This window comes from Microvirga sp. KLBC 81 (assembly GCF_003075415.1).
Taxonomy (GTDB): Bacteria; Pseudomonadota; Alphaproteobacteria; order Rhizobiales; family Beijerinckiaceae; genus Microvirga.
The window spans coordinates 1-26722 of record NZ_QDAH01000023.1; the positions used below are offsets into that span (position 1 = coordinate 1).

The 26722-nt window shown below is 57.6% G+C and carries 20 protein-coding genes; 14 read left to right on the forward strand and 6 right to left on the reverse strand.

Annotation, left to right across the window (positions count from 1 at the left end; all coding sequences use genetic code 11):
- Window positions 1–121 precede the first annotated feature (121 nt).
- The 4 genes from DC522_RS34830 to DC522_RS15575 all read right to left on the reverse strand — a co-directional run bounded on the left by DC522_RS34830 (window position 122) and on the right by DC522_RS15575 (window position 4062).
- Window positions 122–274 (reverse strand): hypothetical protein, encoded by a 153-nt coding sequence (locus tag DC522_RS34830; protein ID WP_165820174.1) that lies wholly within the window; start codon window positions 272–274, stop codon window positions 122–124.
- Window positions 275–2179: 1905 nt separating this feature from the next.
- Window positions 2180–2461, reverse strand: a complete 282-nt coding sequence (locus tag DC522_RS15565; RefSeq protein WP_116529597.1) for a hypothetical protein — start codon at window positions 2459–2461, stop codon at window positions 2180–2182.
- 196 nt (window positions 2462–2657) lie between these two features.
- Entirely contained in the window at window positions 2658–2810 is a 153-nt protein-coding gene (locus tag DC522_RS34835) for a hypothetical protein (protein ID WP_165820175.1), read from the reverse strand.
- A gap of 655 nt (window positions 2811–3465) precedes the next feature.
- Entirely contained in the window at window positions 3466–4062 is a 597-nt protein-coding gene (locus tag DC522_RS15575) for a DUF1236 domain-containing protein (RefSeq protein ID WP_116529599.1), read from the reverse strand.
- Between the two features lie 1798 nt (window positions 4063–5860).
- On the opposite strand from DC522_RS15575, the gene DC522_RS15585 reads away from it, so the two are divergent.
- Together DC522_RS15585 and DC522_RS15590 are read left to right on the forward strand one after the other, a co-directional pair.
- Window positions 5861–6409 carry a transglutaminase-like cysteine peptidase gene (locus DC522_RS15585; protein ID WP_116529601.1) on the forward strand — a complete coding sequence of 183 codons (549 nt, stop codon included), beginning with the start codon at window positions 5861–5863 and terminating at the stop codon, window positions 6407–6409.
- Between the two features lie 212 nt (window positions 6410–6621).
- Window positions 6622–7095 (forward strand): pilus assembly protein N-terminal domain-containing protein, encoded by a 474-nt coding sequence (locus DC522_RS15590; protein WP_165820176.1) that lies wholly within the window; start codon window positions 6622–6624, stop codon window positions 7093–7095.
- A gap of 1205 nt (window positions 7096–8300) precedes the next feature.
- Here the strand turns inward: DC522_RS15590 and DC522_RS15600 are convergent.
- Together DC522_RS15600 and DC522_RS15605 are read right to left on the reverse strand one after the other, a co-directional pair.
- Window positions 8301–9008, reverse strand: a complete 708-nt coding sequence (locus DC522_RS15600) for an alpha/beta fold hydrolase (RefSeq protein WP_133239294.1) — start codon at window positions 9006–9008, stop codon at window positions 8301–8303.
- A 113-nt stretch (window positions 9009–9121) separates the two neighbouring features.
- Window positions 9122–9739, reverse strand: coding sequence for a MarR family transcriptional regulator (locus DC522_RS15605; RefSeq protein WP_245444194.1), 618 nt, complete (start codon window positions 9737–9739; stop codon window positions 9122–9124).
- 268 nt (window positions 9740–10007) lie between these two features.
- On the opposite strand from DC522_RS15605, the gene DC522_RS15610 reads away from it, so the two are divergent.
- From DC522_RS15610 to DC522_RS15665, 12 genes are all read left to right on the forward strand, one after another.
- The gene (locus DC522_RS15610; RefSeq protein ID WP_116529605.1) at window positions 10008–11729 is read left to right on the forward strand and encodes a type I secretion system permease/ATPase; all 1722 of its coding nucleotides are present in this window, start codon (window positions 10008–10010) and stop codon (window positions 11727–11729) included.
- Window positions 11726–13114, forward strand: a complete 1389-nt coding sequence (locus DC522_RS15615) for an HlyD family type I secretion periplasmic adaptor subunit (protein WP_116529606.1) — start codon at window positions 11726–11728, stop codon at window positions 13112–13114. The genes DC522_RS15610 and DC522_RS15615 overlap by 4 nt, the downstream gene beginning before the upstream one ends.
- 374 nt (window positions 13115–13488) lie before the next feature.
- The gene (locus DC522_RS15620; protein ID WP_116529607.1) at window positions 13489–14229 is read left to right on the forward strand and encodes a calcium-binding protein; all 741 of its coding nucleotides are present in this window, start codon (window positions 13489–13491) and stop codon (window positions 14227–14229) included.
- A 174-nt stretch (window positions 14230–14403) separates the two neighbouring features.
- Window positions 14404–16554, forward strand: a complete 2151-nt coding sequence (locus tag DC522_RS15625) for a glycosyltransferase (RefSeq protein ID WP_245444217.1) — start codon at window positions 14404–14406, stop codon at window positions 16552–16554.
- Window positions 16551–17378 carry a class I SAM-dependent methyltransferase gene (locus DC522_RS15630; RefSeq protein WP_116529609.1) on the forward strand — a complete coding sequence of 276 codons (828 nt, stop codon included), beginning with the start codon at window positions 16551–16553 and terminating at the stop codon, window positions 17376–17378. Before DC522_RS15625 ends, DC522_RS15630 begins: the two co-directional genes overlap by 4 nt.
- Window positions 17379–17383: 5 nt before the next feature.
- Window positions 17384–18670 carry a glycosyltransferase family 4 protein gene (locus DC522_RS15635; RefSeq protein WP_116529610.1) on the forward strand — a complete coding sequence of 429 codons (1287 nt, stop codon included), beginning with the start codon at window positions 17384–17386 and terminating at the stop codon, window positions 18668–18670.
- Entirely contained in the window at window positions 18667–19437 is a 771-nt protein-coding gene (locus DC522_RS15640) for a hypothetical protein (RefSeq protein ID WP_116529611.1), read from the forward strand. Before DC522_RS15635 ends, DC522_RS15640 begins: the two co-directional genes overlap by 4 nt.
- 75 nt (window positions 19438–19512) lie before the next feature.
- Window positions 19513–21681 (forward strand): glycosyltransferase family 2 protein, encoded by a 2169-nt coding sequence (locus tag DC522_RS15645; RefSeq protein ID WP_116529654.1) that lies wholly within the window; start codon window positions 19513–19515, stop codon window positions 21679–21681.
- A gap of 5 nt (window positions 21682–21686) precedes the next feature.
- Window positions 21687–23006 carry a glycosyltransferase family 4 protein gene (locus tag DC522_RS15650; RefSeq protein ID WP_116529612.1) on the forward strand — a complete coding sequence of 440 codons (1320 nt, stop codon included), beginning with the start codon at window positions 21687–21689 and terminating at the stop codon, window positions 23004–23006.
- 49 nt (window positions 23007–23055) lie between these two features.
- Entirely contained in the window at window positions 23056–24243 is a 1188-nt protein-coding gene (locus DC522_RS15655; protein WP_116529613.1) for a polysaccharide pyruvyl transferase family protein, read from the forward strand.
- Between the two features lie 102 nt (window positions 24244–24345).
- Window positions 24346–25341, forward strand: a complete 996-nt coding sequence (gene galE, locus DC522_RS15660) for a UDP-glucose 4-epimerase GalE (RefSeq protein ID WP_116529614.1) — start codon at window positions 24346–24348, stop codon at window positions 25339–25341.
- Window positions 25342–25425: 84 nt separating this feature from the next.
- Entirely contained in the window at window positions 25426–26652 is a 1227-nt protein-coding gene (locus tag DC522_RS15665) for a polysaccharide pyruvyl transferase family protein (RefSeq protein WP_116529615.1), read from the forward strand.
- Window positions 26653–26722: the final 70 nt, after the last annotated feature.

Here is a 26722-nt window from a genome sequence, read left to right on the forward strand (position 1 = left end):
CGGCTGGCGGCTCGACATCGTCAGCCCCCGGGGCACCCTTCTGCACTCGCTCCCCCTCAGCAAATCCCTCCATTGATAAAGACCAGATGCGAGAGCCCCTCGGCTCCGATCTCTTCTGGAGTTACTCGGCCTCACGCGAGGATTTCAGAGCGCGAGACTTGAGCCGGGTGAGGATGGCGCGAACATGCTCTCTGACCCGTGCGGCTTGTGCATCCTGGACGACGCTCCCAGCGCTCTGAATGTCGAGTGAAGGGCTGTCCTTCTTCTCCTCCATCGCCGCTGCTCTCAGATTGTAAGCACCAGTAAAAGGTGCAGGCAGGACGTTTAGCTCGGCTTAACCCGAGGCGTACGTCCCGTTAGGACCATCGGATGCTGGCCATTAGCGTCGGGCTCATCTGGCATGATAAGAATGGAGACGGCGTGCCCTTGAGAGGCCAAAGCGTCTGCGGCATCAAAGGCCGAGGTCTCAGCTTCCTCTCGCGTCGAGTAGGACATCTGTGTCCGATCTCTGTATGTGACCAACCACTCATTCTGCACCTGGAACACGACGAAACGCTCTACGGGCGTTAAGTGCATTGTTGCCTCCGGTGTTGCCTCCGGTTCGGGCCGGTGATTGCGACATTAGCATGCCACTCCACCGAGGCAGGCGGCTGAATGGGATAGCTTGCCGACTACTAATAACAAGGTGGTTATGCTGAAGGGAGTAGTTCTCCTAGAGCATCGTGCGGAACCGAAAGGGCCGCGTCAGCGAAAAGGGGACCCGATTTTTCGCAATCAACGATGGGCTCATCAAAGAAGAGAGCATCGGATCGGTCCCAAAAGTGCAAGTCCACTTTTCACGTCCGAGGCTCTAGCGTTGCAAGTGCCTTCACGCTGAGTTCAGGAAAGGCTCGGGTGGCTCGGCGAACACCTTCACTGAAGTGTTGCGCTCGCTGAAGCCAAGGGCGAGCCAGGTCGGGCGTTTCCTGCGCGAGGCCGGTTTACCACGTACTCCTGTACATTCTTGTCGGATGTGCCTCTCCTGGCAGTGAACCATCCTGACGTTCAGATGTCTGTTGAGCGCTACGGCCTCAAGTTAGGTTGCGCCTTATGGTACAAACGACATGGGAGCGTCCTCGGCTCGGATGCCGCTGTCCTGATCAAGTGGTACAGCAACACCAGTCTGACCCGAGAGGGGCTCCCCGAGCAGTTCATCAGCTTGCGAAGCCAAATGAGGGCGTGTCTTATAGACCATCTCACCCGTTCCCTTGCGGCGCTAGAAGGGCGGGCGCGATCGGACTGCCGCGGAGAACCTCTGGCCTATGCTCGCTGGTGCTCATGATAGGCACCGCAACACCCTGAAGCAGAGGCATTGCAACGATGCCCGCGACGAGGACAAGCACCGTAATGATGAGCTCAGCCCGTCCATATGCTGCCCTTCTGGTGTGGAAAGCGACGGTGCTTTTCGCGTGTCTCGACTGAACGTCGTTGTCGTTCACTGCGTCTAGCGGCCGGAGCTTCAGGCGAGCCAAAGGTATTGGTCCGTACGAGAATACCTTGTTGGTACAGGCGGAAATCACGACACTCATTCGTCAGCCTCCCTGTGAGGTTTTTCGTGAGTGTACGTTCCTTGTCCAATTCAGGCTCTTGCCCGAAGGGGTAACTCTGGCGCTCCAATGGGGTATAGTTTCTCAGAGCGTCAGCAGGAATGGTGCGGGCAGAGGGAATCGAACCCCACGACTTGCGTCGCTGGTACCTAAATCCAGTGCGTCTATCAGCTCCGCCCGCCCTGGCTCGGGATTGGAACTCGACTCGATAAGGAAAAATATCCAGGACGGATGTTGGTCTTAGAGCATCGTGCGGAAAAGTGGATCCGGTTTTCGCTGACGCGGACCTCCGGTTCCGCTCTCAACGATGCTCTGCTTGAAAGAGGAAGCATCGGATGGGTCCCAAAAGTGCAAATCCACTTTTGGGACCGATGCTGTAAGCAACTTGGAACACTTGGCGAACTCTCTCCCGGCTCTCATCCAACTCCTCGAGGGGTAAACATTCCGGAGTGATATCCTGACGGCAAGGAGGTCCCCGGACCTTTTGAGCACCAAACTTGGCGCAGTATGAGCATTCCCTGTCGGGCTGAGAGCGAAGCCTCATCCCGTCCGCGTGAGCGGATGGCGAGGCGTGGTGGAGCGGTGTTGTTGGACTACCCGGCCATCTTCTCTTGCGTGGCCGTGACCTGGAACAAATAGAAGCCGTTATACCGCACACCCGCATATGCCGCTCTGTCGTGGAAACCTGGCGGCCGCACATTCGACGGACGTAGAGGACGTTCAAAAGTCCACTGCCCAGCGTCGAGGAATTTAGGTACCGGGCGGTCCTCCGGCACGGCACAGAGGATTGCAGGCAGCTGCTTGTTCCTGAACAGGTTGTAGGTGCAATCGCGTGCGGACGACCTGGCGAGAGCCAGTTGCTGAACGGACGTCATGATGTCCCCTCCCACGGCTGCGCTGCTTTGGTTGTTGGTGCGCAGCGTCTTTGAAGCAAGGCTTACAATACGCCGACGTGATTTTGCATCACCCTGACGAGGTATTCGGGAGCAGGCTGCATCCCCGCCGGCGTCAGCGAAGGCCGGTGTGGGAAGCAACCCGATCCAAGGCTGACGGAGTTTGGCAACCGTGGAATTAGGGTGTGACGGTAGCGAGCACCTCTCCCAGAGTGATTTCAGGCTCTCCGTCGACCACGTCGATCAAACTTGCCCCGATCCAGGCGAGTGCCTTCTCGTTCGCCGCAAAGGCGGCCTCCTGACACTCGAACAGGGTCACCGATCCGCCCACGCCATCACCTGGGCCAGATATCCCTGCTCCGCCGCAACCTGACCTCCCAGCACCAGACCCTGAGCCTGGATTACGACCGCCAGAGCCCTCCGAACCGCCTGGCGATGATGTTCCGAAGGTTGGCTAGAAGAACCGCATCCCTGCCTGCGCCAGCAATGGCAGGGTGTGGTGTAGCGGTGCGGCTCAATTGCGCCGGGATTTCTCCCCGCGATGAAGTCGACAAGCTCACTGGTCCTTTCACTGTTGAACTATTGAGCTTCTCCTTCTCGGCCTCGTCGATGTTCTCCATGGCCCTCGCGAGTGCTCATGGACCATCTCGCGGCGCTCGCCTGAACTCGGGATCCATGAGTGAAAAGTGGATTCCACTTTTGGGACCCATCCGATGCTTTCTCTTTCAAGCAGAGCATCGTGCGGAAAACCGGATCCACTTTTCCGCACGATGCTCTAACCCCGTTAAGCGTAGATTTGCCTCATGGAGCAGAGGTATGGTGTCTGTTCGCCGACACTTACTCTGCTCGATCAGCGAACTGGCTTCTGACTTCCGGTCGCTGCGTTCGTGGTTCCTAACACCACAGGTATGATGCACAACGAAAGCCCCGCGAAGCTCTTGCAACGCGGGGCAGACAAACTGCAGGGCTGAATTCACGCCTCTGGCTTACCGTTCGATCACCGTGACGACGCGGCGGCTGCTGCCTTCGACGATGTAGTACCGGTCGCCCACCAGCACGACCTTGCAGTCACGCACGCCGGTAATCAGGCTCTCCAGTGTGGTCGGGCAATCGACCAGCTGGGTCACTGTGGTCGGCAGAGTCTGGCCCACCGAGATGCTGATGTTCTCGCGCACCGGACTAATGTTCACGCTGCGGAGTGTCTCAACAGCTCGGGTGCGCTGCTCGCCCGTAATGTTGACGGTCGTCGAGCTGCTTGCACCCGCCGCCGCGCCACCACTCGTGCCCGCCGTGCCTCCAGTCGTACCGGAGGCAGTGCCGCCGGAAGTCGTCCCGCTCGCCGCGCCTGCCGCTCCACCGGCGGCGCCACTGGACGTGCTACCCGCAGCCCCGCCCGATGTGCCAGACGTCGTCCCACCGGAAGTGCCGCCGCTTGTTCCACCCGAGGCTCCTCCAGAGGTGCTCGGCGCAACGGTTGTACCGCCCGACGAACCACCTGACGTGCCGCCGCCCGTCTGCGCCACTGCCGCAAGGCTCAAGGAGAGAGCAGCAGCGGTAACCGTTGTCAGCAATGCTACACGCATTCGTAACCTCCTATACATGACCGAGCTCACTTGAGCCCGCGTCAGCGGGGATTAACGGCAAGTATAAGGACAATGTTCCGTAGCGGCTCATGCTGGCGAGAGAGAAAAAATGATCAAAATGATAGAGAGCCCGGCTCGGGTCAGGGCTCTCATGAAAGGTCTCAATGTGTGTAGCCTGACAGACTTCATCGATCGGAGAGGCGAGAACGCAGCCTGCCAGCATGAACAACTGTTCATAATCGGGCTCGCTCCGGATGTTTGCCAGGAAAGCTGTTCGGGATGTTCCCTTCAGAACCCTGCTGCATTCTCCGTCCGCCGATGATGCTCTGTCCGTCGCTCGCGACCTTGCGGCCCTTGGTCCGTGAGAGGCGCGATATGCAGCACCGTGAAGAACTCGCGCTCTGCCCTTCTTCGACAACCTGGCGCATCGTGTGGAACCGAAGGGCCACGCCAGCGACCCGAAGGGCCGCGTCAGCGAAAAGTGGACCCGGCTTTCCGCCCTGAAAGATGGGCTCATCAAGGAAGGGAGTCTCGGATCAATCCCAAAAGTGCAAGGCCACTTTTCTCGTCCGAGGCTCTAGCGCGTGGGCAGGTTCTGCATCCAATGATGGATGAGGCGTGGACGCCTCATCCTCACCCCCGGGGAGTTCGCTGTCATCGATACGGAAGACCGCATCCCGGCCAAAGGCGAGTTGTTTCCGATCGAATGGATGGCGACCGCCGCAGAATTGTTGAGGCCTGCCTACGCACGTCATGAGCTCGGCCTGACGGTTCGATTCCCTGGTGGTGCGGGTAAGGCAACAGCCTGTTTACCCCCTTCTGCCAACACAAGGCAGACTGAGTCGTGTATCTGGCCTTCAAAGACAGGACCCCGTTTGGCTCTACCCGGGCGGGGTTTCTCTTTGCTGCCGTTGCCGTGCGCCTTGAGAACATGTGAGAGCCGGGATGTGACAACCCGGTGCGGTTCGATGGGCACCTCTTCTCCCGTCATAGGATTGCAGCCTGTCTATCTAAAGCATCGGACCCACAAGTGGATTTGCACTTTTGGGACCCATCCGATGCTTTCTCCTTGAATGAGAGCATCGTTGAGAGCGGAAAACCGGATCCACTTTTCACGGGCGTGGCCCTTCGGGTCGCTGACGCGGACCTTCGGTTCCGCACGATGCTCTAATAGACTGTTCGTCCTAATTGACTTCCTGCGATGGCGATGAATGCTGGCCCAGTAGCCCTTCGGATGGCGCAGGTTTTGCTGGGAGCGACCATGATTGAGAGACGTTTCATAGCCAACGATGGGGACGCTTGCCAAGTTTACCGCGCTTACCTGGTCAATGCTGAGGGCCACTTCATAAGTGTCCACGAACTTTATTGCAGGAACGATGATGAGGCAATTGAGCAGGCTCGTCGTCTTTCAGGCGAGAGTGCAGTGGAACTCTGGGCCCGAGACCGGAAAGTTGGGTTCATTCCGGCACCATAACCTGTTCACCCTCTCTGATCAGGGCGCTATGCGCGTCGGGATTACGCGTCGTCCGGAGGGTTGTCTCGCCCTCCCTGGCAAGATGTCCAAGAGACACGGGAAGCCGATAAGCGCCATTGGTACGGGCAGGAGAACAAGCCAATTCATCCTGGTGCTGCGCATCAGCATGTCCGGGTGCATCTCTAGAACGCAATCCTATTTTTGGAGAAAGAACCTATAGGCACCCAAAGCATTCCTATTCTAGCGTAGGTAATTCTTCAGAGGTATAACAGGAAACTACCAGGAGTTCTTGGCTGGAACGAGAGTCTTTTGAGGAGGCAGCACATGGCACGCTCGGAAAGCTGCGGATTGGCGATAGCTGCGCTGCTGCTCGCCACGCTCGAGCATTCATGTTCGGCTCAGGCGATGGCAAAATCCGAGAAGGTGTCGCGATCCTCGCACGTCGTCTTGACGGCGCAGCGCCTGGCCGTGCTGCGGCAGGTCAATCAGCATGTGAACAGCACGATTACGGAAGTGTCCGATCTGGAGCAGTATGGCCGAGAGGACGTATGGACCCTTCCCGCGAGTGGCAAGGGGGACTGCGAGGATTTTGCTCTGCTCAAGCGCAAGCTGCTGGCAGAAAGTGGCTGGCCCACCTCTACGCTTCTCGTGACTGCCGTGCAAACTGCAGCGGGAGAACCGCACGCGGTTCTCATCGCCCGAACAGACAAGGGCGATTACGCTCTGGACAACAAGACGAGCGCAATTCGCCCTCTTGCAGCAACAGGTTATGTGATCCTGTCGCAGCAGTCGCAGAAGTCCCCCGGCAAATGGATCTCGGCGGGCACAGGCGAGAAGACGGATGGGCCGGTTGCTGATTTCCCGGTGCGGTAGAGGGTTCTCTTCTCGTGACAAGACGACAGAAACTCATGGGCAGCCCGCAACAGATTCCGGTAGCCGATCGTCTGGTTTGCCGCATGCCAAGTGCTGGGCAATATATTTAGAGACCGAGGATTACTATGCTCTTTCGTGCCATTCCGATTTTCTTCCTGTCGTCCACCGTTTTCGCTGCTGATCTATCGCGAGTTCCAGCTGACCAACCGCCGATGGCTGAGGTCGAAACCTTCTCGGGCGGCACGATCACGATGGCGCCGGGCATCACCAATATCCTGCGCATCACACATGCGGTGCGCACAGTCCTGATCGGCAATCCCGGAGTTCTCGACACCACCCTGGTCGATGACAAAACACTCGCTCTGACCGCAAAGGCCGCCGGCACGACCAATTTGATCCTTCTCGATGAGAAGAATGCCGAGATTCTGCAGGCTACAGTGCACGTTGGGCTCCGCCCGCACCAGATCCAGGCGTTCTATGGAGAACAAGTGCAGACCTACTCTTGCACTCCAGGATGCATCGGAGATCCAAGGCCTGTGCCGACCAGTCAGTATGTAACGACTTACGAGACCCGTGACGCTCAGGGCAACGTCGTCAACACCACGCGATCCAGCACCAACGTCACTCCTCCGCTACCTGGTATGCCACCTGCCTCGCCCCCGGCGCCGGGAGTTCCCGCTAGGTGATCGATAGGACCGGCCTGCCGAACTGCTGCGGGGTGTATCCGAAGTTGGACCCATCCCTCAAGTGCGGAGCAATCGCCATGGGAGGCACCGCTATGTGGGGCACGGGCGCAGATCCGCACGACACGCGGCGATGTTGGTGAGATCCTAACAGCTGAAGGCCTCGCCTTCCCCTGGCAGGATAGCCGGGAAGCAGGGAAGAGCGCGGGCATCATTGGTGCAGGTGGCATCCTGAAAACACCACGCCCAGTTAAGGACTCATTCACTATCGAGTGCAGCCTCCGTCTCACGGTATCCGTTGCGTCACCCTCGCCGAGTCTAATTCGAGGTGCTGCAATCATGTCGAAGCCTGACAGAACCAACCTGACTAGCAGCAAGCGCATCGTTTGAGGCAAACCGGAGGGCCGCGTCAGCGAAAAGGGGACCCGGCTTTCCGCACGATGCTCTGCTTGAAAGAGGAAGCCTCGGGCGTGAAAAGTGGAATCCACTTTTCACGCCTGAGGCTCTAAGTGCTTGAAAGGTTTGGTAAACGCACGGGGGCTCGAACCCGAGACCCTCTGAAAAGTTAGATGCTATCAGTCTGCTGCGCTGCCACGCTCGGCAGGCCTGTTCGGGTGAGCACTGTAGGGAGCCTGTTTCTCGCCATCACGTTCTCCAGTGACTTCCTGTTTTTCGGTCGGCTTCCCATGTCGCACCCGCTGCCTCACAATCTGGCGCATGCGAGCGAGAGCCTCCTGGACCTCAGGACGATCAGACACATCCCTGGACGAGAATTCGTGCCGGCATAGCCGGCAAACAAGATCGGCCCCGAATTGTAGCTTCCGAAGCCGGACCTTGAACAACTGCTGGCAGTGGGGACAGGCCAGATCGATCCGTGTGCTTCCGTGATCCTCGAACAAGCTGCGTCCTCCGTATAAGGTTCGCCCGGCAACCCTGAAGCATCGCAGTACGGCGATAGAGAGGCGTCACCGGTGCGGGCAGGCGGGCTCTAATGACGCCCTGATGCGACAGTCGAGAGCCCGGTCACAAAAGATGGTAAACTGGCCCTCGGTGTCGGGGTAGACATCGACCTCGACAATATTGGCGCCAGCGGGAACGGGAGAGGTCGATCAGTCGCGAAGCACCTTTGTGGTAACTGGTCCGAATCTCTACTCCAGCGTCCACCCAAGAGAAGATCCCGAAGTATATCCGACCTGCCGTTCTCCGCTCTATAGCCCTGTGACGACCGGGTGAAGCGGGTCGCCTTTCACGAAGGCTTTAAGGAGTGCGCTCAGTTTCTTGTTATCTCGCAGATACGGGAATGTTCCGTGATCAGAGTTCAACGCAATAACTTCTGCAGGCGTTAGCGCAGCGATCCCCTCGGCCATTGAGACATCAAAAAGATTTCTTGATCCTACGAGAACCGTGATCTGACTTTGAGTATTCTGCGCCAGTATCTTGCTCAAGTCGCCGCATTGGATGCTGATCTCGCTCATGTGGCGGGCGCTGAGGCTGCCTGGACGCTTCAGAATGTACTCGGGAACAGATGCCAGGATTCGGTCGGCCCCAATATGAAGGCCAAAGCCCAGCGCTGCAAAGCCACCCATAGAGTGACCGAGACAGAGAATCTTATGGTCCGGGTGTGCTGCTTTGACATCGACTAGGAGTGCCGCAAGTTCGGCGTAGCTTGACGCAATACCAGGGACTCCTGTCTGGTACCAGGCGTTTTGACCTGGGTTGAGGAACAGCTTCTTGCAATCTATCTCGTTCAGAAACGACGAGTGTGAACGCGTCCCAACTTTTTGATTGATATACGCAAACACGATGAGCAGAGTCTTCGTTGAAGATGCTCCCTCATAAATCAGGTGCCCCTCCTCCGATCTCAGAGCCCGGATAAGGTTCAAATGACGATTCAAAGCAGAGTCGGAGACGTTCATATGATCGTGCGCTTGTGTAAGGATAATGGAGATAGTTGAGCTGAATTATCTGACGCCTAATGCAGCTCGGATCAGTCGTCCAAGCAGTCTTTTAGAGTGACTTGCTGGGAACGCTATTCATCGATCAACGCCTCTCCATATCGCACGGCGTTGCTCCATGCCTTCTCGAGCCGCATCAGCGTCTGAAAGGTGATTTCCAAATCCCGAGTCTCCTCTTCACTGCGCGTAACAAGTTGGTGGTACGTCCTGTCGATCCTCTTGATCGTCTCGCAAAGAGCAATGCCTTTTTCCGACAGGCGAACACGGGCGGAGCGTCGATCCCTCTCAGACGTTGTTCGAACAATGTATTCACCTTCGACAAGTCGCTTCAGGATGTAAGAAGCATTCGACCCGAGGTAGTAACCGCGCTCGATCAGTTCACGGACCGATAGATCCGCATTCCCGATCGTGAACAGCATCATCACCTGAGATGGGCTTAGATCAATAATTCCTGCCTTGATGAGGTCGGTTCGCATGAGATCGAGCGAGCGCCGGTGCAGCCGTTCGACGACCCTGACGATATCGAGGTGCGTAGTCCCTGCCTTGAGTTCTGGCTCAGGCGGCAGTTGATCTTCCTGCCAATCGGACGGTGACATAGCCATCCTTTGAATGGCTGGTAGCGGAGTGGTGACGTCGAAGTCCAGCTCGTCATGAATGGGATTCCTAGATTGCGAATTCGAGTTGCCTTGCATTGTCGTTCCCGATTTTCGAGGAGATGAAATAGTTCGAATTTCGAACTACTTTCGGGTGAAATCATTTTTCGCATAATTAAACAGTTTCACCTCAGGGTTCTGTCGCCCTTCTTTACTCGGGATTTTCCTCCGCGACATTTTTTGTTGTTTTTCGAATCATACTTTGTGGGTAGACGCTCCGTTATTCATTGCTCATATTTCTCCTGTAAGAACTTTAGGGCCAAATTTAGGTTTTGCCCAGTGATAGCCACTTTGGAGCCATTCCTGTATGCAACAGACGGCCACGAAAAATCCCGCGGAAATCATCCATCAAGGTAGGAAGGCGTTTGTTTCAGGGCTCGTCTATGCAGCCATTCTCAGTGCCATCATCAATGTCCTTCAGCTCACCGTGCCTTTGTTCATGCTTCAGGTGCATGACAGGGTCGTAAACAGCCAGAGCACTGACACGTTGACGATGCTCGTCATCATCGCGGTTATCGCGCTTACGATCTACTGCATCCTCGATTACGTGCGCGCGCTGACCTATCAGGTCATGGCGAGCAAGCTCGTTCGGAAACTCAATCTACCGGTTCTTCAGGCTGCCGTGTCCGCTTCGGTCACGAAGGGTGTCTCGCAGTCCGGGCAGGCTATTCGAGAACTCAATGACATTCGGACATTTGTCACCGGAAATGCCATCAGCGTTCCTCTAGAAGCCCTGTGGTCACCCATTTTCCTTGTGGTCCTGTTCGCCCTTCACTGGCTTTATGGGTTGGTCGCATTGGTCTCGGCCCTCATCATCATCTCTCTCAGCTTGTTTTCGGACTTTCTGATCCGCAGGGGCATGAAGCGCGCCAATGAAACTGCCGTTCGGAACATTGGTGAAATTAGCGGCAGTTTGCGCCATGCAGAGGCAATTGAGGCCATGGGTATGCTGCCGGCTCTTGCCCGCAGGTGGCGTCAGTCGCAGCTGCATACGCAGGACCTTCTGGACATCACAACCCGCCGTAGTCGTGCTTTGACGTCGGTTACACGTACCTGTCGTTATGCGATGCAGATCGCTGTCCTTTCCACGGGTGCTGTCCTGGTCATCAGGCAGGAGGTCAGTGCCGGTTCGATGGTCGCTTCGAGCATCATCATGGGGCGCATGCTCCTGCCATTCGACTCCATGGTGGACGGCTGGCGGCAATGGGTTCTTGCAGCCACAGCATGGAGCAATGTCCGAGACCTTCTTGAGAACCAGTCTCCCAAACGTGAGACCAAGCCAACGCCCCGGACACAGGGTGATCTTACCGTCGACCGGCTGGTCTATGCGCCGCCTGGATCGGATGTTCCGGTACTCAAGGGCCTCTCCTTCACTCTCTCTCCCGGTGAAGTTCTTGGGATTGTCGGTCCCTCGGCCGCCGGCAAGTCGACGCTGGCCCGGCATCTCATCGGTGTGACCAGGCCAACGGCCGGCGGTGTCTACCTGGACGGGAACAACGTCTATCTCTGGGAGCGCGGCTCGTTCGGGGACATGGTTGGATACCTGCCTCAAAGTGTGTCGCTGCTTGATGGAACGATCCGGGACAACATCGCGCGCATGCGGGACGTCGATCCGCGTCTCGTGCTTGATGCAGCTCGCCTCGCCGATGTCCATGACATGATCGGGCGCTTGCCCCTTGGCTATGATACCCATCTTGGCGAAGGCGGTTATATGCTGTCTGGTGGTCAACGGCAGCGGATCGGGCTGGCGCGAGCGCTTTATGGCAGGCCGCGCTTTATCGTGCTCGATGAGCCTAACGCGAACCTTGATGCGGATGGCGAGCGAGCTCTCATCCATGCGATCGAAGTTATGCGGGCTGACGGCGCAATCGTCATTCTCATTGCCCATCGCCCATCTATCATGCAGACCGCCGACAAGCTCATGGTGCTGCAGGACGGCAAAATCAGCCAATTCGGGCCACGCACATCCGTTGTCGGCGCAATCGCTCCTGGTGAAAAGGTCATTACTACAACAAGGGGGAAGGCATGAAGAAGGCCGTTGCCGCCATCAGCCGCTCGCCATCCGCTCCGGTGAGATATGAACCTGCTGAGCTCAAGGATTGGACCGAACAATATCGAGACGAGGATTCGACCGAGCCTTCCTACCGAGTTCCCCTGGTCGCCGGGCTGGCTACGATTTTCCTGGGTCTAGGTGGGTTCACGGCGTGGGGATATACGGCCCACCTCGACAGCGCCGCCATTGCGACAGCAACCGTCGTGGTCGATTCCAAGCGCAAGACAATCAGCCATTTGGAAGGCGGCATTCTCAAGACCTTGCTGGCTCATGAGGGCGAGATCGTAAAGGCCAACCAGCCCTTGTTGCGTCTGGATGATACCCGAGCCAAGGCGGAACTTGAGCAGCTTCGCTCCAGACGCATTGGACTTGAGGCTCGCCTCGCTCGCCTTCGTGCCGAACAGGCTGGTTTGAGAGAGCTGACTTTCCCCGAGGATCTGCGGCGTGCGGGGGGGCCCACGACAGCGGAGATCCTCAATGCGGAACAAAATTTCTTTCATGCTCGACGCGAGATGTACGAGCGAAAAATCGATATTCAGCGGAAGGTGATTGCACAGCAGGTGGCGGAGCTGGATGCTGTCAAATCTCAAACCGACGCCAATGCCCGCCAATCCGAACTGCTGGACCGGGAGCTCAAGGCAATTGCCAGCCTCGTCGAGAAGGGGTATGCACCCCGTCCACGGCTCACTGAAATGCAGACGCGTGAAAGCGTTCTTATTGGTCAGGCCGGCGAACTCGCCTCCAGAAAAGCTAAAGCTGAGCAAGCAATGGCTGCGGCGGAGCTCGAGATTCTCTCTATCGGCACAGATTTTCAGCAGCAGGTGGCGGCGGATCTCCAGGCTGCACAGCTCGAGTTGGCCGACACGACGGAACGCATGACCGCGGCAGCCGATATTTTGCGCCGGCTCGTGGTGACCTCTCCGGAGAGCGGCGTCGTCACGAACATCCGATCACATACTCCGGGAAGTGTCGTTGCAGCAGGTCAGCCGATCCTCGACATCGTTCCGGAAAATGAGCCGCTGATCGTCGAGGCGAAGGTTGGCTTGCGCGATATTGATTCTGTTCACGTCGGGGCTCCGGTTCAGATCAGGCTCACGGCTTACAACCATCGCAGCACGGCTCCGCTCTCGGGAAAGCTGACCTATCTATCCGCCGATCAGCAGATGGATGAACGAAACGATTATGCCTATTTCGTTGCCAGAGCTGAGATCAATTCGGAGAGTCTCAAGGCAAATCCGAGCACGACGCTCTATCCCGGTATGCCGGCTGAGATCCTCATCCTCAATAAGCCCAGGCGTGCCATCGACTACCTTTTGGATCCGATTACTGAAAGCTTCGCTCGCGCATTCCGCGAAGAATAGCCGGAATATGCCTCTGTTCTACTAAACTTCTTAAGGCACGCTCTCAGCGCCAGCTTCCTGGCGGGACGACAGCGATACTTTCAAATGAATTTACTTCGAAAATAAAAGTAAAATATAATAGTCTTCGAACCTAAATTTATTGAATACGTCATAATTAGTAGATGGCGCAAAAATGTGCGACAGGAGTGCAGCTTTTATACAAGCCAATATTTACAAACTACGATTCGACATCTACCACTCTGTTGCCGTGCGCGGCCTAGGGCATTTGGAGCCACGCATGGTTTTCCTCCCTGCGCAATCAGCGCTTCAAACGGTTCGAAACAGCGACCAGACGCGCGGCCGCTCGTTCGGTCGAAACATGAGAGGTAGACGACATGGCGACAATTGGAGGCGGAGCGTACAACGACTCCTTACAAGGCACTTCCGATGCGGACGTGATCTTCGGGAATGGTGGCGACGACCTGATCTTCGGTGGCGCGAACAGCGACCTGCTTTCCGGTGGCGACGGCAGCGACGTTTTGTTCGGAGGCAATGACGATGACTGGCTGTCTGGCAGTGAAGGCCAAGACCTCCTGTTCGGAGGCAACGGCACGGACGTCCTGCAAGGTGGCGACGCTGGCGATGTCCTCTTCGGCAACAATGGTGAGGATGTTCTGCAGGGCAATGCAGGCGATGACTACCTCCGCGGGGGTAACAGTGCCGACGTCCAGATGGGTGGCGCTGGCGACGATATCCTCGACGGCAACAGCGACAATGACATCCTTCAGGGTGGCGCTGGCGACGACGTTCTCCGGGGCGGCACTGGCAGCGATATCCTGAACGGTGGCGAGGGTGACGACGTGCTGCATGGCGGCTCAGGCGGCGACACATTCGTCTTCACCGGTGGTGGCGGCAACGACGTCATCCTCGATTTCAAAGTCGGTGAGGACATCCTGCAAGTTTCGAAGGGAATCAACGGCACCGACGTCGAGTCAGCCGACGATCTTGCTGCTCGCGTACAGCAGGTCGGGCAGGACGCAGTCGTCGATCTTGGAAACGGCGATACGATCACGCTTCGCAACGTGAATGCCGACGAAGTCAGCAGCAACCCGTCGGACTATTTCTCCGTCCAATAAAGTCCGCGGTTTGGCTGAAGGAACAACCGATGCCGCGGCTCACAACCGCGGCGTCGTCATTTTGAAGGATAGCTTGGCATTAAGAGCATGTCAGAGGTTGCTGAATACACACCATCGAAGGAAGCGTCTCGCAATCTCCAAGTGTCGCATCTTGGTCGAGATGTCATTCTCATCATGTGGGATGTGCCGGAGATCCTGCGCCTCTCCTCGCCCAAGCTGACGTCTGATACGGACGTCATTTCTCCTCTGGCGTCGCTGCGTCTGCCACATTCCGGTGGCGGTTCCCGTCTTCTTTGGGTTTTGTCCAGACCCGAAGGAAAGCCACTCGATGTCGAGTTATCCACCGGCCTGCTCGGCCTTCGAGCGCATGTGGTAATCGATCCCGAGACAATCGTTTCGATCCTTGATCCGAAGGCTTTGTTCGAGGGCATCGATAGCTCAGGACGTCTCGCACTGATCTCTGCGCTGTTCAATGTGTGGGGCGTGATGTTTCATCTGCAGAGAAATCGGACATTTATTCGGATCCTTCGCGATGTCCTTGCCTATGTCACCCCACATCCTGGACTGGCGACCGCAGTCGCTCAGGTCGCTAATGATCTTCTTCTACTGCGGACACCCATATCCGCATCTTTCGACAAGATCGACGCTATCTATGTTCTGGGCGATGGTGGTCCTGCTCGGGTCTCTACCAGACCTTACAAGGTCACAATGGGCAATGGCGAACGCGAGATCATTCATTTTCTCGTTTCGTACTCGGAAGTCCCGTCCGGAGAGTCTCATCTCGTTCTCATCGGGCCCAGTGGATTATCAATACGCAAGCTCCTGCTCCCACGCGCTGCGCTGCCGCCCATCGAGCGTTGGCTTAGCAAGAATGCTCAGTCGGCTCCGGGCCTGCGCGAGCATATTCTGATTGACGTCGCTGACCGCTTGCCGTCCGGACAGGCTCTTGCGCTCGAAGCCCAATTACGATCGCCATTGCCTTTTAAGCGTGCGGTAAGCAGCCTTGGCACTCCATCCGCGGAAATCGTATCTGCTCTTTCGACGCCAGCCGGTACGCTGGTGACGGGATGGTATCGTGACTCCGTCGATCTTCTTTCCGGAATCGACGCGCTCGGGCCTGGAAACGACATCAGAGATCTTACGTCCGATCTGCACCGCTTTCCTGTTGAGGTCGCTGGTCCAAAGAAGCGAACGCGCCTTCCCGCAACCGGATTCGCCGTATTGACGCCAGCCGTGGGCGTGTCCACGCCAATTCTTCAGCCGCGCTTTCGCATGCGCCTGAAATCCGGTGCCTATCATCTCTTAGTGCCGCAACTACAGCCCGCTGATCCCGTGGAAGCACGCGCCGCCGCCTTACGGGCGGTTCCGCCGCAGCATGTCGACGACACATTGCTGGCGAACGTCCTTGCACCTGTGATCGCCAATCTTCACGAGCAATCGCGCGCAAGAATAGGTCGGCCAACCGTGTGCGTGATCGGGACACCCATACAGCGCCCTAAAGTCTCAGTGATTGTTCCGCTCTACAAGGCGCTCGACTTCCTGCGCTTCCAGATTGCTGCCTTCGCGGCGGATAACTGGTTCAGATCCTATGCGGAACTGATCTATGTTCTGGACTCCCCAGAACAGGCGCAAGAGGTCGAGCACCTTCTGAGAGGTCTTCATCTGATCTATGCGCTTCCTATGACTCTGGTGACCATGGAGCGCAACGGCGGCTACGCACGTGCGAACAACGCTGGTGTGGCGCTGGCCCGTGGAGATTCTCTGGCGCTCGTCAATTCGGACATCATCCCCATATCGAGCGGGTGGCTTGCGAAGCTCGTCGCGCGTCTGGGAGGGCGCCGCCGAATTGGGGCCATTGGGCCTAAGCTCTTGTTCGAGGACGGCTCAATCCAACATGCGGGGATGTACTTCTCGAAAGATCATCGCGGACGTTGGCTTAACCAACATTTCCACAAAGGCATGCCCCGAGATTATGCACCTGCCTGCGAAGAGCGGCTCGTTCCCGCCGTCACCGGTGCTTGTCTCGTCACATCAAGGACGGTGTTTGAATCTGTCGGAGGATTCACTGAAGACTATGTGGTCGGTGATTACGAAGACAGCGATCTCTGCCTCAAAATCACCATGACAGATCGTAGGATCGCATATTCCCCGGACATCGAGCTCTATCATCTGGAGCGGAAGTCGATGTCCCTCAACGCCGAATACATGCGCGGCATCGCCTGGCAGTACAACTGCGCTCTCCATGCGGAACGCTGGGGAGATCTCATGTCCGCGACGATGCAAACGTGTGCACGCCCACGCAAGATAAGGAACGCCGCCATATGAATGCTCAGTTCGATCTCAATGCCGACTCCACCGGGATCTCACTCGAGGCATCGGACAACGCACATCTGTCCTGGCTGATGGGCGAGATCGCGCGGAATGAAGCCCTGCCGGCTCCTGCGCCTGAGAATGTGTTCGTCGGTGACGGTGACTACCGGGCGATTGGTCTTGAGTATCTTGGACACTTCGTCCGGATCGGCGGGCTCAAGCCAACCCATCGTGTTCTCGACATCGGCTGCGGAATTGGCCGCATGGCTGTTCCTTTGACCCAGTACCTCGATCCGAAGACCGGAAGTTATGAGGGCGTTGATCCGGTCAATGAAGGGATTGAATGGTGCGTTCAGAACATCACGTCGGCTCATCCAAATTTCCGCTTCTGTCGGCTTGATGTCGCACATGAGCTTTATAATCCTGGTGGAACCATGGCCGGCCGTGAGGTCGCGCTTCCTTTCGCAGGCAACAACTTCGACTTTGTCACGATGGTGTCCGTCGCGACGCACCTGCCGGCAAGGGAAATCACCGCCTATGCCCGTGAAGTCATGCGGCTGCTCGTTCCCGGCGGGCGACTGTTCCTGACGGCATTCCTGGTGGAGGCAGACGATCTGTCCCGTCCGACGGCTCGCCCACGCTTCATCAAGGGAGAGGAAGACGGCACGTGGATTGCCGATCCCACTGCTCCCCTTGGAGCCATCGGCTTCGACAATGGTATCGTCCAGGACATTCTCAAGAGCTCCGGTCTTGAGATCCAGCGGGTCAGCTTTGGACATTGGCGAGGCCTCGGGAGCATGCACTATCAGGACATCATCATCGCCGCAAAGCCGGAGTAAGTCGCTTGACCACGCGCGTCCTCGTTGTTGCTCACAATCATCCAGACTTTCATCCCGGCGGCACGGAAATCTTCGCGCACGATCTGTTCCGTGCGTATCGATTACGACCCGATGTGGAGGCCCTGTTCCTCGCCGCCACAAATCATCTCCACCGCGAGCAGCGTCCTGGAACCAGTTTCCAGTCCGTTGGCGATGCTCCCGATGAAGTGATCATGTGGAGTGGGCACTTCGACCGTTTCTATCTGAGCCAGATCGACAGCTATGGAACCGTTCCTCATCTCGTGAGCCTGCTTGAGGAGTTCCGTCCTGACGTCGTGCACATTCATCACGTGCTTCTCATCGGGATCGAGTTCATCGCACTTGTGCGCCGGATCCTGCCGCATGCCAGTATCGTGATGACCCTTCACGACTATTATGCAATCTGCGCCCATGACGGTCTGATGATGCGGACCATAGGACGAGAGCGGTGCAATCGAGCAAGTCCCGGGCGCTGCAACAGCTGCTTCCCGGACATCTCAGCCGATCGATTCCTGCTGCGCGAGCAGTTCGTCAAGACCTTGTTTGGACAGGTCGACCGCTTCATCGCGCCAAGTCAGTTCATCAAGGACCGCTTCGTCGCCTGGGGGCTTCCGGCGTCCTCGATCGAGGTTGTGTCCAACGGACGTCCGCCCGTTGAGGCCGCTCCGCATCGCGTGTCCGCAGATGGCCGTCGTCCTGTTTTCGGCTACTTCGGCAATCTCAATCCCTGGAAGGGCGTTCCAGGCCTCTTGAAGGCGGCGCAGCGGCTCATTTCCAGCGGCATGGATGATTTTGAGCTGCGTCTCCACGGAGGTGCCCCGTTCCAGGCCAAAGAATTCGTCGAGGAGGTTGAGAGCCTTCTCGATCAGACGGATCCGCAGATCGTTCGCCTCGGCGCATATCGGCGTGATGAGCTGCCAGCTCTGATTGCGGCGGTCGACTGGGTCGTCATGCCGTCGATCTGGTGGGAGAACGCGCCTCTCGTGATTCAGGAGGCGTTCCTGCACCGGCGCCCGGTGATCGCCAGCAATATCGGCGGCATGGCTGAGGCTGTTCGTGACGGGATCGATGGTCTGCATGTGCGCCCGGACGATCCCATTTCCCTCGCAAATGCCATGCGCAAGGCCATGGATACTCCAGGTCTTTGGGACACGCTGGTGGCTGGGATCAACCCTCCACCGGACATCACAGCCGTAGCGGAGCGACATCTCGCCGTTTACCGCGGCATCCGTGAATCGGCCGAAATCATCGAGCTGAAAGTGAATGCCGCATGAGCACATCCCCATCAAAGAACGCAGTCGCCATCACAGAAATCCCTCAGACCACGCAGATCCAAGGGCGTCTGGATGCGATCGAAGGGCGCCGGGTGTTCGGTTGGGTCTGGGATCGTTCCCGGCCGAACGAGCGTCTCTTGATCCGCATTCTTCTGGAAGGGCGGATGGTCGCCTCTGCTACGGCCGACATGCCACGCGTCGACCTTCGGCGGGCAGGCATTGGCGATGGCGGTCACGCCTTCGAGGTCGAGCTTCCGGAGGCTGTGGCGAGCTTGTCGGACAATCTCACGGTGGTGGCGGTTTTGCCATCGACAGGGGAAGAAGCTGTCCTGCAATCGCCCAGCCAGGACGAACGGATGGCCGAGGCAGCGCTGAGCGGCCCGTTGAATCGTGTTCTCGACCGCCTCGAACTTCTTATCGAGGCTCAACGTCGATCTCAGCTCATGCAACGTGAGGCAGCCGAAACGCTGCGGAGCACATCCAGGCAGATCGATGAGATCGTCGGTCAAGAGGATGGCATCGGTGCGGCACTCGAGCTCGTTCGAGCCAATCAGACCGAGCTTTCCGAGAGGGTCTCCGGCATCGAAGTCTTTCATCTTCGGTTCGACAAGGTCTTGGCCGATTTCGATAAGCGCATCGAAGAATTGACTGCGGCGGCCGACAGACCCGTGCGCCGGGCAGTGGCACTCCTCACCCTCTTTGGTGGTCTGTCCGCTGCTTCGGCTATCGCGACATTGGTGATCGTCCTGCGTCAGGGCCTTTCGTGATGCGATCTGTCTTTCGATGATCCCATCATGATCCTGAAAAGAGGCTCAAAAGCAAATTTCGACGGGGCAGATATAGTGAAAGAACATCCTCCTCTTCCGGTTGACGGCGAGACCGCTCTAGCGACCCCGATCGGGGACGATCTGGCGCTCATCAGCGGCGTTGCCGACGCAATGCCCGACACCATTGAGGTCCTCCTCAATGGCGATCCATCGATGACCATGAGGGCAGGGATCGTCAGTTGGCGGCGCAGTGGCGCTCCGGCAGAAGCAGCCATCGGTTTCGTCGCCGTGGTCCCGATCAGGCTCGCCTCGAAGGTGCGCCTGCGCTCGATCGTCATGCGTCGAAACGGACAGCCGCTGCGCTATACCCTCCCTCGGCCCGCCATCACGGCCTCCAACCTGGTGCAAGTCCTCTCAGTCGATGCCGGTGAGCAGTTTGCCGAAGTTGCCGACAGGATCGCTCAAGCGCTTGTCAGTGGAAAGACCACCTCGGCACGATCGACGGCTGCCCTTGCAGTCTTGACGGCTGCAGCCAGGAACGATGGCTGGATCGAGGTCATTGGCCAGATCGATACTGGCGAGATCTTCCTGCAGGGATGGGCCCTTGGGCTGCCGCCGGATCACGTGCGCGTCATCGTTTCACAAGACGGCTTTCTCGTCGGTGAGTTCAAAGCCGCTACGGTCGACCGCGAGGATCTCGCCGGAAGAGGCAAAGGGTTCATCGGCATGCTCGATACGGGCAAAGCCACCATCGACCCCGAGAAGCTCCAAAAACTGTTCTTCCGGGGCAAGGACGGATGGCGAACGCTCGACATATATGAGCGACGTGTCCTTCTGCCCACGACCGATGTTCCGGCGCATATTCGTGACGGATTGGTTCGCGCGACAGCCAACTCAGACACGCTCCGAGCGCTTCGCCGCGCCGGAGAGAGGTTCGATGGCCGGGACACGGTCTCGCACCTGATGGAGCCGGTCCGTCTCGGCATGGACATGGTGGTCGAGGTTCCGGGTGGGGGCATGCTCATTGCGGGCTGGATGCTTGACCCTGAAGGTCTCACCGACTCCGTCATCCTGCGAGCCGGGGGAGAATGTGCGAGGGTGGATGACGCCTGGACCCGGCTCCCGCGGCCCGATGTTTCGGCGGCATTCCAGCAGAATGAGCTGTTCGCCGGACGTCTCGATCCGCGGCGGATCGATCATGGCTTCTTGGCCTTCGTGCCGGGGCTGTCCGGTTCTGGCGACGCTCCGGTATACTTCGAGCTCACGATCGGTGACACCGTGGTGTTCTACCCCCTGAAACCCATGCGGCACCTGTCCCGTCAGGCTCTCGAGCGGCTTGTCGCGCCCCTGGATCCGAGAACAGCCGCAGCTGGAACGGCCATCGAGTGTCACATCGGCCCGATGATGCAGGCTCTTGCGGCTCCCGCTCCTCGGATCGTCGAGACCCGCAACTTCGGCTTCGACGATACAGGAGCCTCAAAGATCCTTGTGGTTGGAGCGGGCCTTGATGCCGAGGAGCTGACCGTTGCTCTGGTTCTTCTGGCGCTCGATCCGGAAACCCGTGACGTACCTATGATCGTCTCCGCGCCCATCGAGGCATTCGGCAGGATTGCTCCCGAGGCGGAGCGTCTTGCATGCTTCTACGGTCTCAAGATCCGCGTGATCGGGTCTGAAGGTGTGCAGGATTCCTGCGATGCTTTCGATGCCGCCGTTCAGGCAACGGAAGCCGATGCCCTGGTGTTCCTTTCGGCCAGTGTCCTGCCGCGACAGGCCGGCTGGTTCTCCATAATGGAGCGTGCCTATCGCGCCCGCAACGGGAAGGCGCTGGTGAGCCCAACCATCGTCTTTGAAGACGATTCCATCCGCTTTGCCGGGACTTGGCTCGACACCGAGGAGCCGAAGCTGGTCGACCGCTATATCGGGTACCCGAGAGACGTGGTGCATGGATCAAAGCCAACGGAGGTCATGGCAGGTTCCACTGAATGCTGCATCGTCTCCAGATGCGCTATCGAGGCGGCTGGCGGCTTCACACGCTCATATCTGGGGCCGAGCGACAAGGGGCGTGATCTTTGCCTCAAGCTGCGGCTCGCGGGAACACCCTCGGTATGGTTGCCGGAGGTCGAGATGATCTCCGCAGAGAGCGACAGCGGCGGATCACATCTCCCCATGAGACGCCTGGCCCAACGAATTGATCGCTGGAGCTTCCACCGCAAGTGGTCCCTTCTCGTCAACAACATGGGATGATGACAATGTCCAAGCATTCCCCTCGCGTTCTTATCGTTTCCCATGGCCACCCGAGCTTCTCTCTCGGAGGCGCCGAAATCGCAGCCTACAATCTCCACAAGGGGCTCAATAAGATTGGCGGCGCGGAATCCCGCTTCCTTGCCCGCGTCGGCTATCCGGTCGTGCGGCATAGTGGAACCGCCCTGATGAGTCTGCGCCAGAAGGGCGGCGACATCCTCTACCATGCGGACGAGTACGATCACTTCCTGATCTCTAATCGCGGCACGGAGGAACTCGAACGGGACTTCATCCGCGTATTGCGCGATTTGAAGCCGGACGTCGTTCACTTCCATCACTTCATCGGCCTGGGACTGGAGACGATTTACTCGGTCCGCAGCGCTCTGCCGGATTGCGTGATCGTGGTGACGTTCCATGAATTCCTCTCCATCTGCCATCATCACGGCCAGATGGTAAAGACAGGCGGAACCAAGCTCTGCCATCGAGCGTCGCCCTCGGATTGCAATGCATGCTTTCCTGAGATCTCGCCGGCTCGCTTTCTGCGCAGAGAGCATTTCGTCCGCGGGTTGCTGGAAGTTGCCGACTTCTTCGTCTCGCCTAGCCAGTTCCTCGTTGACCGCTATGTGGATTGGGGGCTTGATCCTTCTCGGTTCATTGTGATCGAGAATGGCCTCGACATCGATCAGCCCACGCCAGTGCGGGAACTGGTTGCGTCAGGACGCAACAAGCGGCTCCGGAGGTCTCGCTTCGGCTATTTCGGGCAGATTACCCAGTTCAAGGGCGTTGATGTTCTTCTGGATGCCGTAACACGCATTCCGGAATCCGTATGGGGCGAAGACGCTCAACTGATGATCTTTGGCGGTAATCTCGAGCGGCAGCCGAAGCCGTTCCAGGACAAGATCGAGAAGCTCGTGGAGCGCGCCGGAAACCGAGTTCGTTTCTATGGGTCCTACCAGAACAGCGAAATGCCGCGCCTCATGAGATCTATCGACTGGACCATCATCCCCTCCATCTGGTGGGAAAACTCGCCCATTGTCATACAGGAATCGTTCTTCCACGGCCGACCGATGATCTGCAGCAATATCGGGGGCATGGCGGAGAAAATCACCGATGGTGTCGACGGACTTCACTTCCGCGTCGGGTCATCGGAAGACCTCGTCGACCGTATGACGGAAGCCCTCACGAATCCCGGGCTCTGGGAACGTCTTCGCGCCGGGATCAAGCGTCCCATCACTTACGAGGAATGCGCCCGGCAGCACCTCGATCTCTATCGATCCATCGCGTCCGAGAAAGCCCCCAGAGCACCAGTTGCCGCCCTGACTGCATGAGATGGTTCAGCAGACACCTAAAAATTGGAAATCCAGGAGCCACCCCCCAATGAAACGTATTCTTGTCATCAGCCCGTCGGGTGAGGTCTATGATCACGACAACGTGCGCTGGTACAATTACAAAGACATTCAGCGCAGCATCAATCACTATCACAATATTGGTGACGCATTTGTTTTCGACTCCTCTCTCAAGCTGCTGAATTACGACAAGCTCGATGCGCTCGAGATCGCCAACCCGAACCTTGCCGATATCGATCGGATCAACGCGGAATACGATTATGTCTTCCTACGGGGATCGAACTACATCCACAAGGATATGAAGTGGGAGCGTGCCATTGATGTCCTGAGAAAGCTCAAGATCCCGGTGATTGCCTGGGGCATCGGCGCCCAGGCTCCGGTCAAGGGAATGATCGAGATCTCCGATGAGACCAAGACCGTGCTCCGCCTGATGGCGGATTCAACGACTTCTATCGGTGTGCGGGGAGCCTACTCGGCGCAGGTCCTCTGGGATCTCGGAATTAAGAATGTGAGGATTGTCGGTTGCCCCACCGCCTTTCGTCGCAACAATCCGGATCTGGAAATCAAACTTCGGGCGCTCGACAAGGTCAAGACGGCCGGCATTACACTTCGCCGCGAAGTTTCGCCAACCTATGCGCAGGATATCAAGCAATATCTCACCTTCCATAGGGATCTCGTGAAGAGCCTTGCGGCGCGCTTTGACGTCGTCCTGATGGCGCAAGGTGAGGTCGAGGAAAAGAAAATTGTTTTCGGTACGCCGGACCAGAAGGAAGAGGCTTTTGCCGCCCTGAAGGCTAATCCGTGGGTCAAGGACTGGTATCTCGATGAGACCATGGAGAAGCTGCACCGGGAGCGACTGTTCTATTCCGATGTCGTTGCGTCCTACGAGGATCTTGTACAGCAGAAGGACATGGTTCTCGGGTATCGGCTGCATGGCAATCTAATGGCTCTCGCGAATGGCGTGCCGTCCATCTACTTCACATATGATAGCCGAACGGTTGAGTTCGCCGAGACATATCAGATCCCGAGCTTCGATGTGTTCTCGGGCAAGAAATTCTCGCTTGAGGAATATTGGGATCAGTCGCTCTTCGACAAGTTCAACCGCGCATATCGGTTCATGTATCGCGAGATGCGCCAGTTCCTGGTCGAGAATGGGGCTGAAACGAAGATGGTCGACGTGATGAAGAAGCCGGAGAAGGTTCAGCTGAAGGCGGCCTGACAGCCTTCGCGTCCGAGGGAGGATGCTCGCACGCAGTCGAATTCACAAGGCGATCGTCCCCCTGTCCACCATGCATCATGAACAGGAGCAAAAGGTAAGAACATGACGGTATTGGTAACCGGCGGCGCCGGCTATATCGGCAGTCATATGGTGTTGGCTCTGGTCGATGCCGGACAGGATGTCGTCGTACTCGACAACTTGAGCACGGGATTTGCATGGATGGTCCATCCCAAGGCTCAGTTCGTGCAAGGAGATTGCGGAGACGAGGAGCTTGTATCCGGGATCATCCGCCATCATGGGATCGACGCCATCGTCCATTTTGCAGGCTCGATCGTGGTCCCCGATTCTGTTGTTGACCCTCTGGGATACTACTTCAACAACACCGTGAAAGCCCACGCTCTGATCCGCGCTGCTGTCAAAAATAAGGTGAGCCGTTTCATCTTCTCCTCAACGGCGGCAGTCTATGGAGATGCCGAGGACTCTCCGATCTCCGAGACGACTGCCGTGAGACCTGTATCGCCCTATGGCACTTCGAAGCTGATGACCGAGATGATGCTGAAGGATACGTCCGTGGCACACCCTTTCCGGTATGTGGCCCTTCGCTACTTCAATGTGGCCGGAGCAGACCCCCGATGCCGAAGCGGTCAGTCCAGCCAGCGGGCTACGCATCTCATCAAGGTCGCGACGCAGGCAGCCCTCGGCGAACGGTCGCATCTTGCGATCTTCGGGTCGGACTATCCGACCCCGGACGGCACCTGCTTGCGCGACTACATTCATGTTTCGGATCTTGCGCATGCACACGTGCTGGCTCTCGATTATCTCGGTTCCGGGGGCGAAAGCGTCGTTCTCAACTGCGGCTATGGCCGTGGCTATTCCGTGCTTGAGGTTATCGAGGCGGTGAGGCGGGTCTCCGGTGTTGATTTTGCGGTTCGGCCGGAAGGGCGCAGGGCGGGAGATCCCGCGACCTTGATTGCGGGGGCGGACCGCATCCGCCACACTCTGGGATGGAAACCGGTTTTGGATGATCTTGAGACGATCATCGCTCATGCTCTGGCCTGGGAGACGCACCTCAAGAAGCAAAGTGTTGCGGCCGCCTGATAGCGCATCGCGCTGACAACCGAAGCGATCTCCGCCGTTGCCGTTGATCGACCGATCACCCACCGAAGCGAAGAGTTATTTCAAATGCTCGATACCATCATTCAAGAAGCGTCTTCCGAGCCTCAGGTGCAAGTGAGGCGGCAGGGTTCTCAACCGTCGAGAGTGGCGATTCTGTGGAAGTACCCATCCCTGGGCCTCTACTCCAATTCCGAGTTCGATACGCTTTATAACGCGATCGGGCATAACAACGGGAACTTGGCCTTCGTCTATGCAATCGCGAGCCATATCACGAATCCCGTCAAGTTCTTCGGCTGGAGCACCACCGCAGATGAGCTGAAGGAGAATGCCGATATCATCGTCATTCCCTGCGCCAATCAGCTCGGCCGACATACCAATTACGGCACCATGGCGGAGAACCTGGAGAAGTCCGGTCTTCCCATTGTGGCGATCGGTCTCGGCGCTCAGGCAGACAGCTATGAGCATGACATCGAGTTGACCGAAGGGACCTTACGCTGGGCTCAAGTGATCGGGCAGGCGAGAGCGTCGTCCACCGCCTCCAATATCTACACGCGCGGTGCCTACACCAGTTCTCAGCTTGACAAGCTCGGGATCACCGGATCGCTGCCCGGAGGCTGCCCGTCCTATTTCACGAATCAGGAGCCGGGTCTCGGGCACAAGATTCATAAGAACTGGACCGAGATCGATCTGCCTCGCTCCATCTCGGTCGCGGCAGGTCACCAGGCATGGATGAAGACGCGGGAAATCGAGCATCAGCTTGTCAGCCTGATGATGGATCCTGTTGCGCCTGGGCAATACGTCGTTCAGTCCATGGGTGAGATGGTCAAGGTATCCCGTGGAGTCTTCGATGGTATCGAAGAGCATGCCTTGAAGGGAATTCACAACCACACGGTTCCTCACTACTCCTTTGAGGAGTTCAAGACATGGTGCCGCAACTATGTCCGGTCGTTCTATGATGTACCTGCCTGGATGGATTCCTTGCGCCGACACGATCTAACGATCGGGTCTCGTTATCATGGCGTTGCTCTTGCCTTGCAGGCCGAACGGATGGGTCTTACCGTCACTATCGACTCTCGGACCCGGGAATTGTGCGAGAATACGAGCGTTCCCCATATCTCAGCTGCCGAGCTTACAGCTCCTATCACGCGCTTCAGTCTCAAGAAGCTGATCAAGTTCGATCCTGTCGTTTATGACAGGCATCGCAGCGAAGCTGCCTCCAGGTATCTTGAGTTCCTCACGACGAACAAGCTCGAGCCCGCGGCATTCCTGAAACGGATCGCAGCTGGGAAGTAGGCCCACTACATCATTCGTTATCCAGCGTGGGAGGCCAATCGCCGGCGGCTCCGTCGTCAAGGTCTCGGCC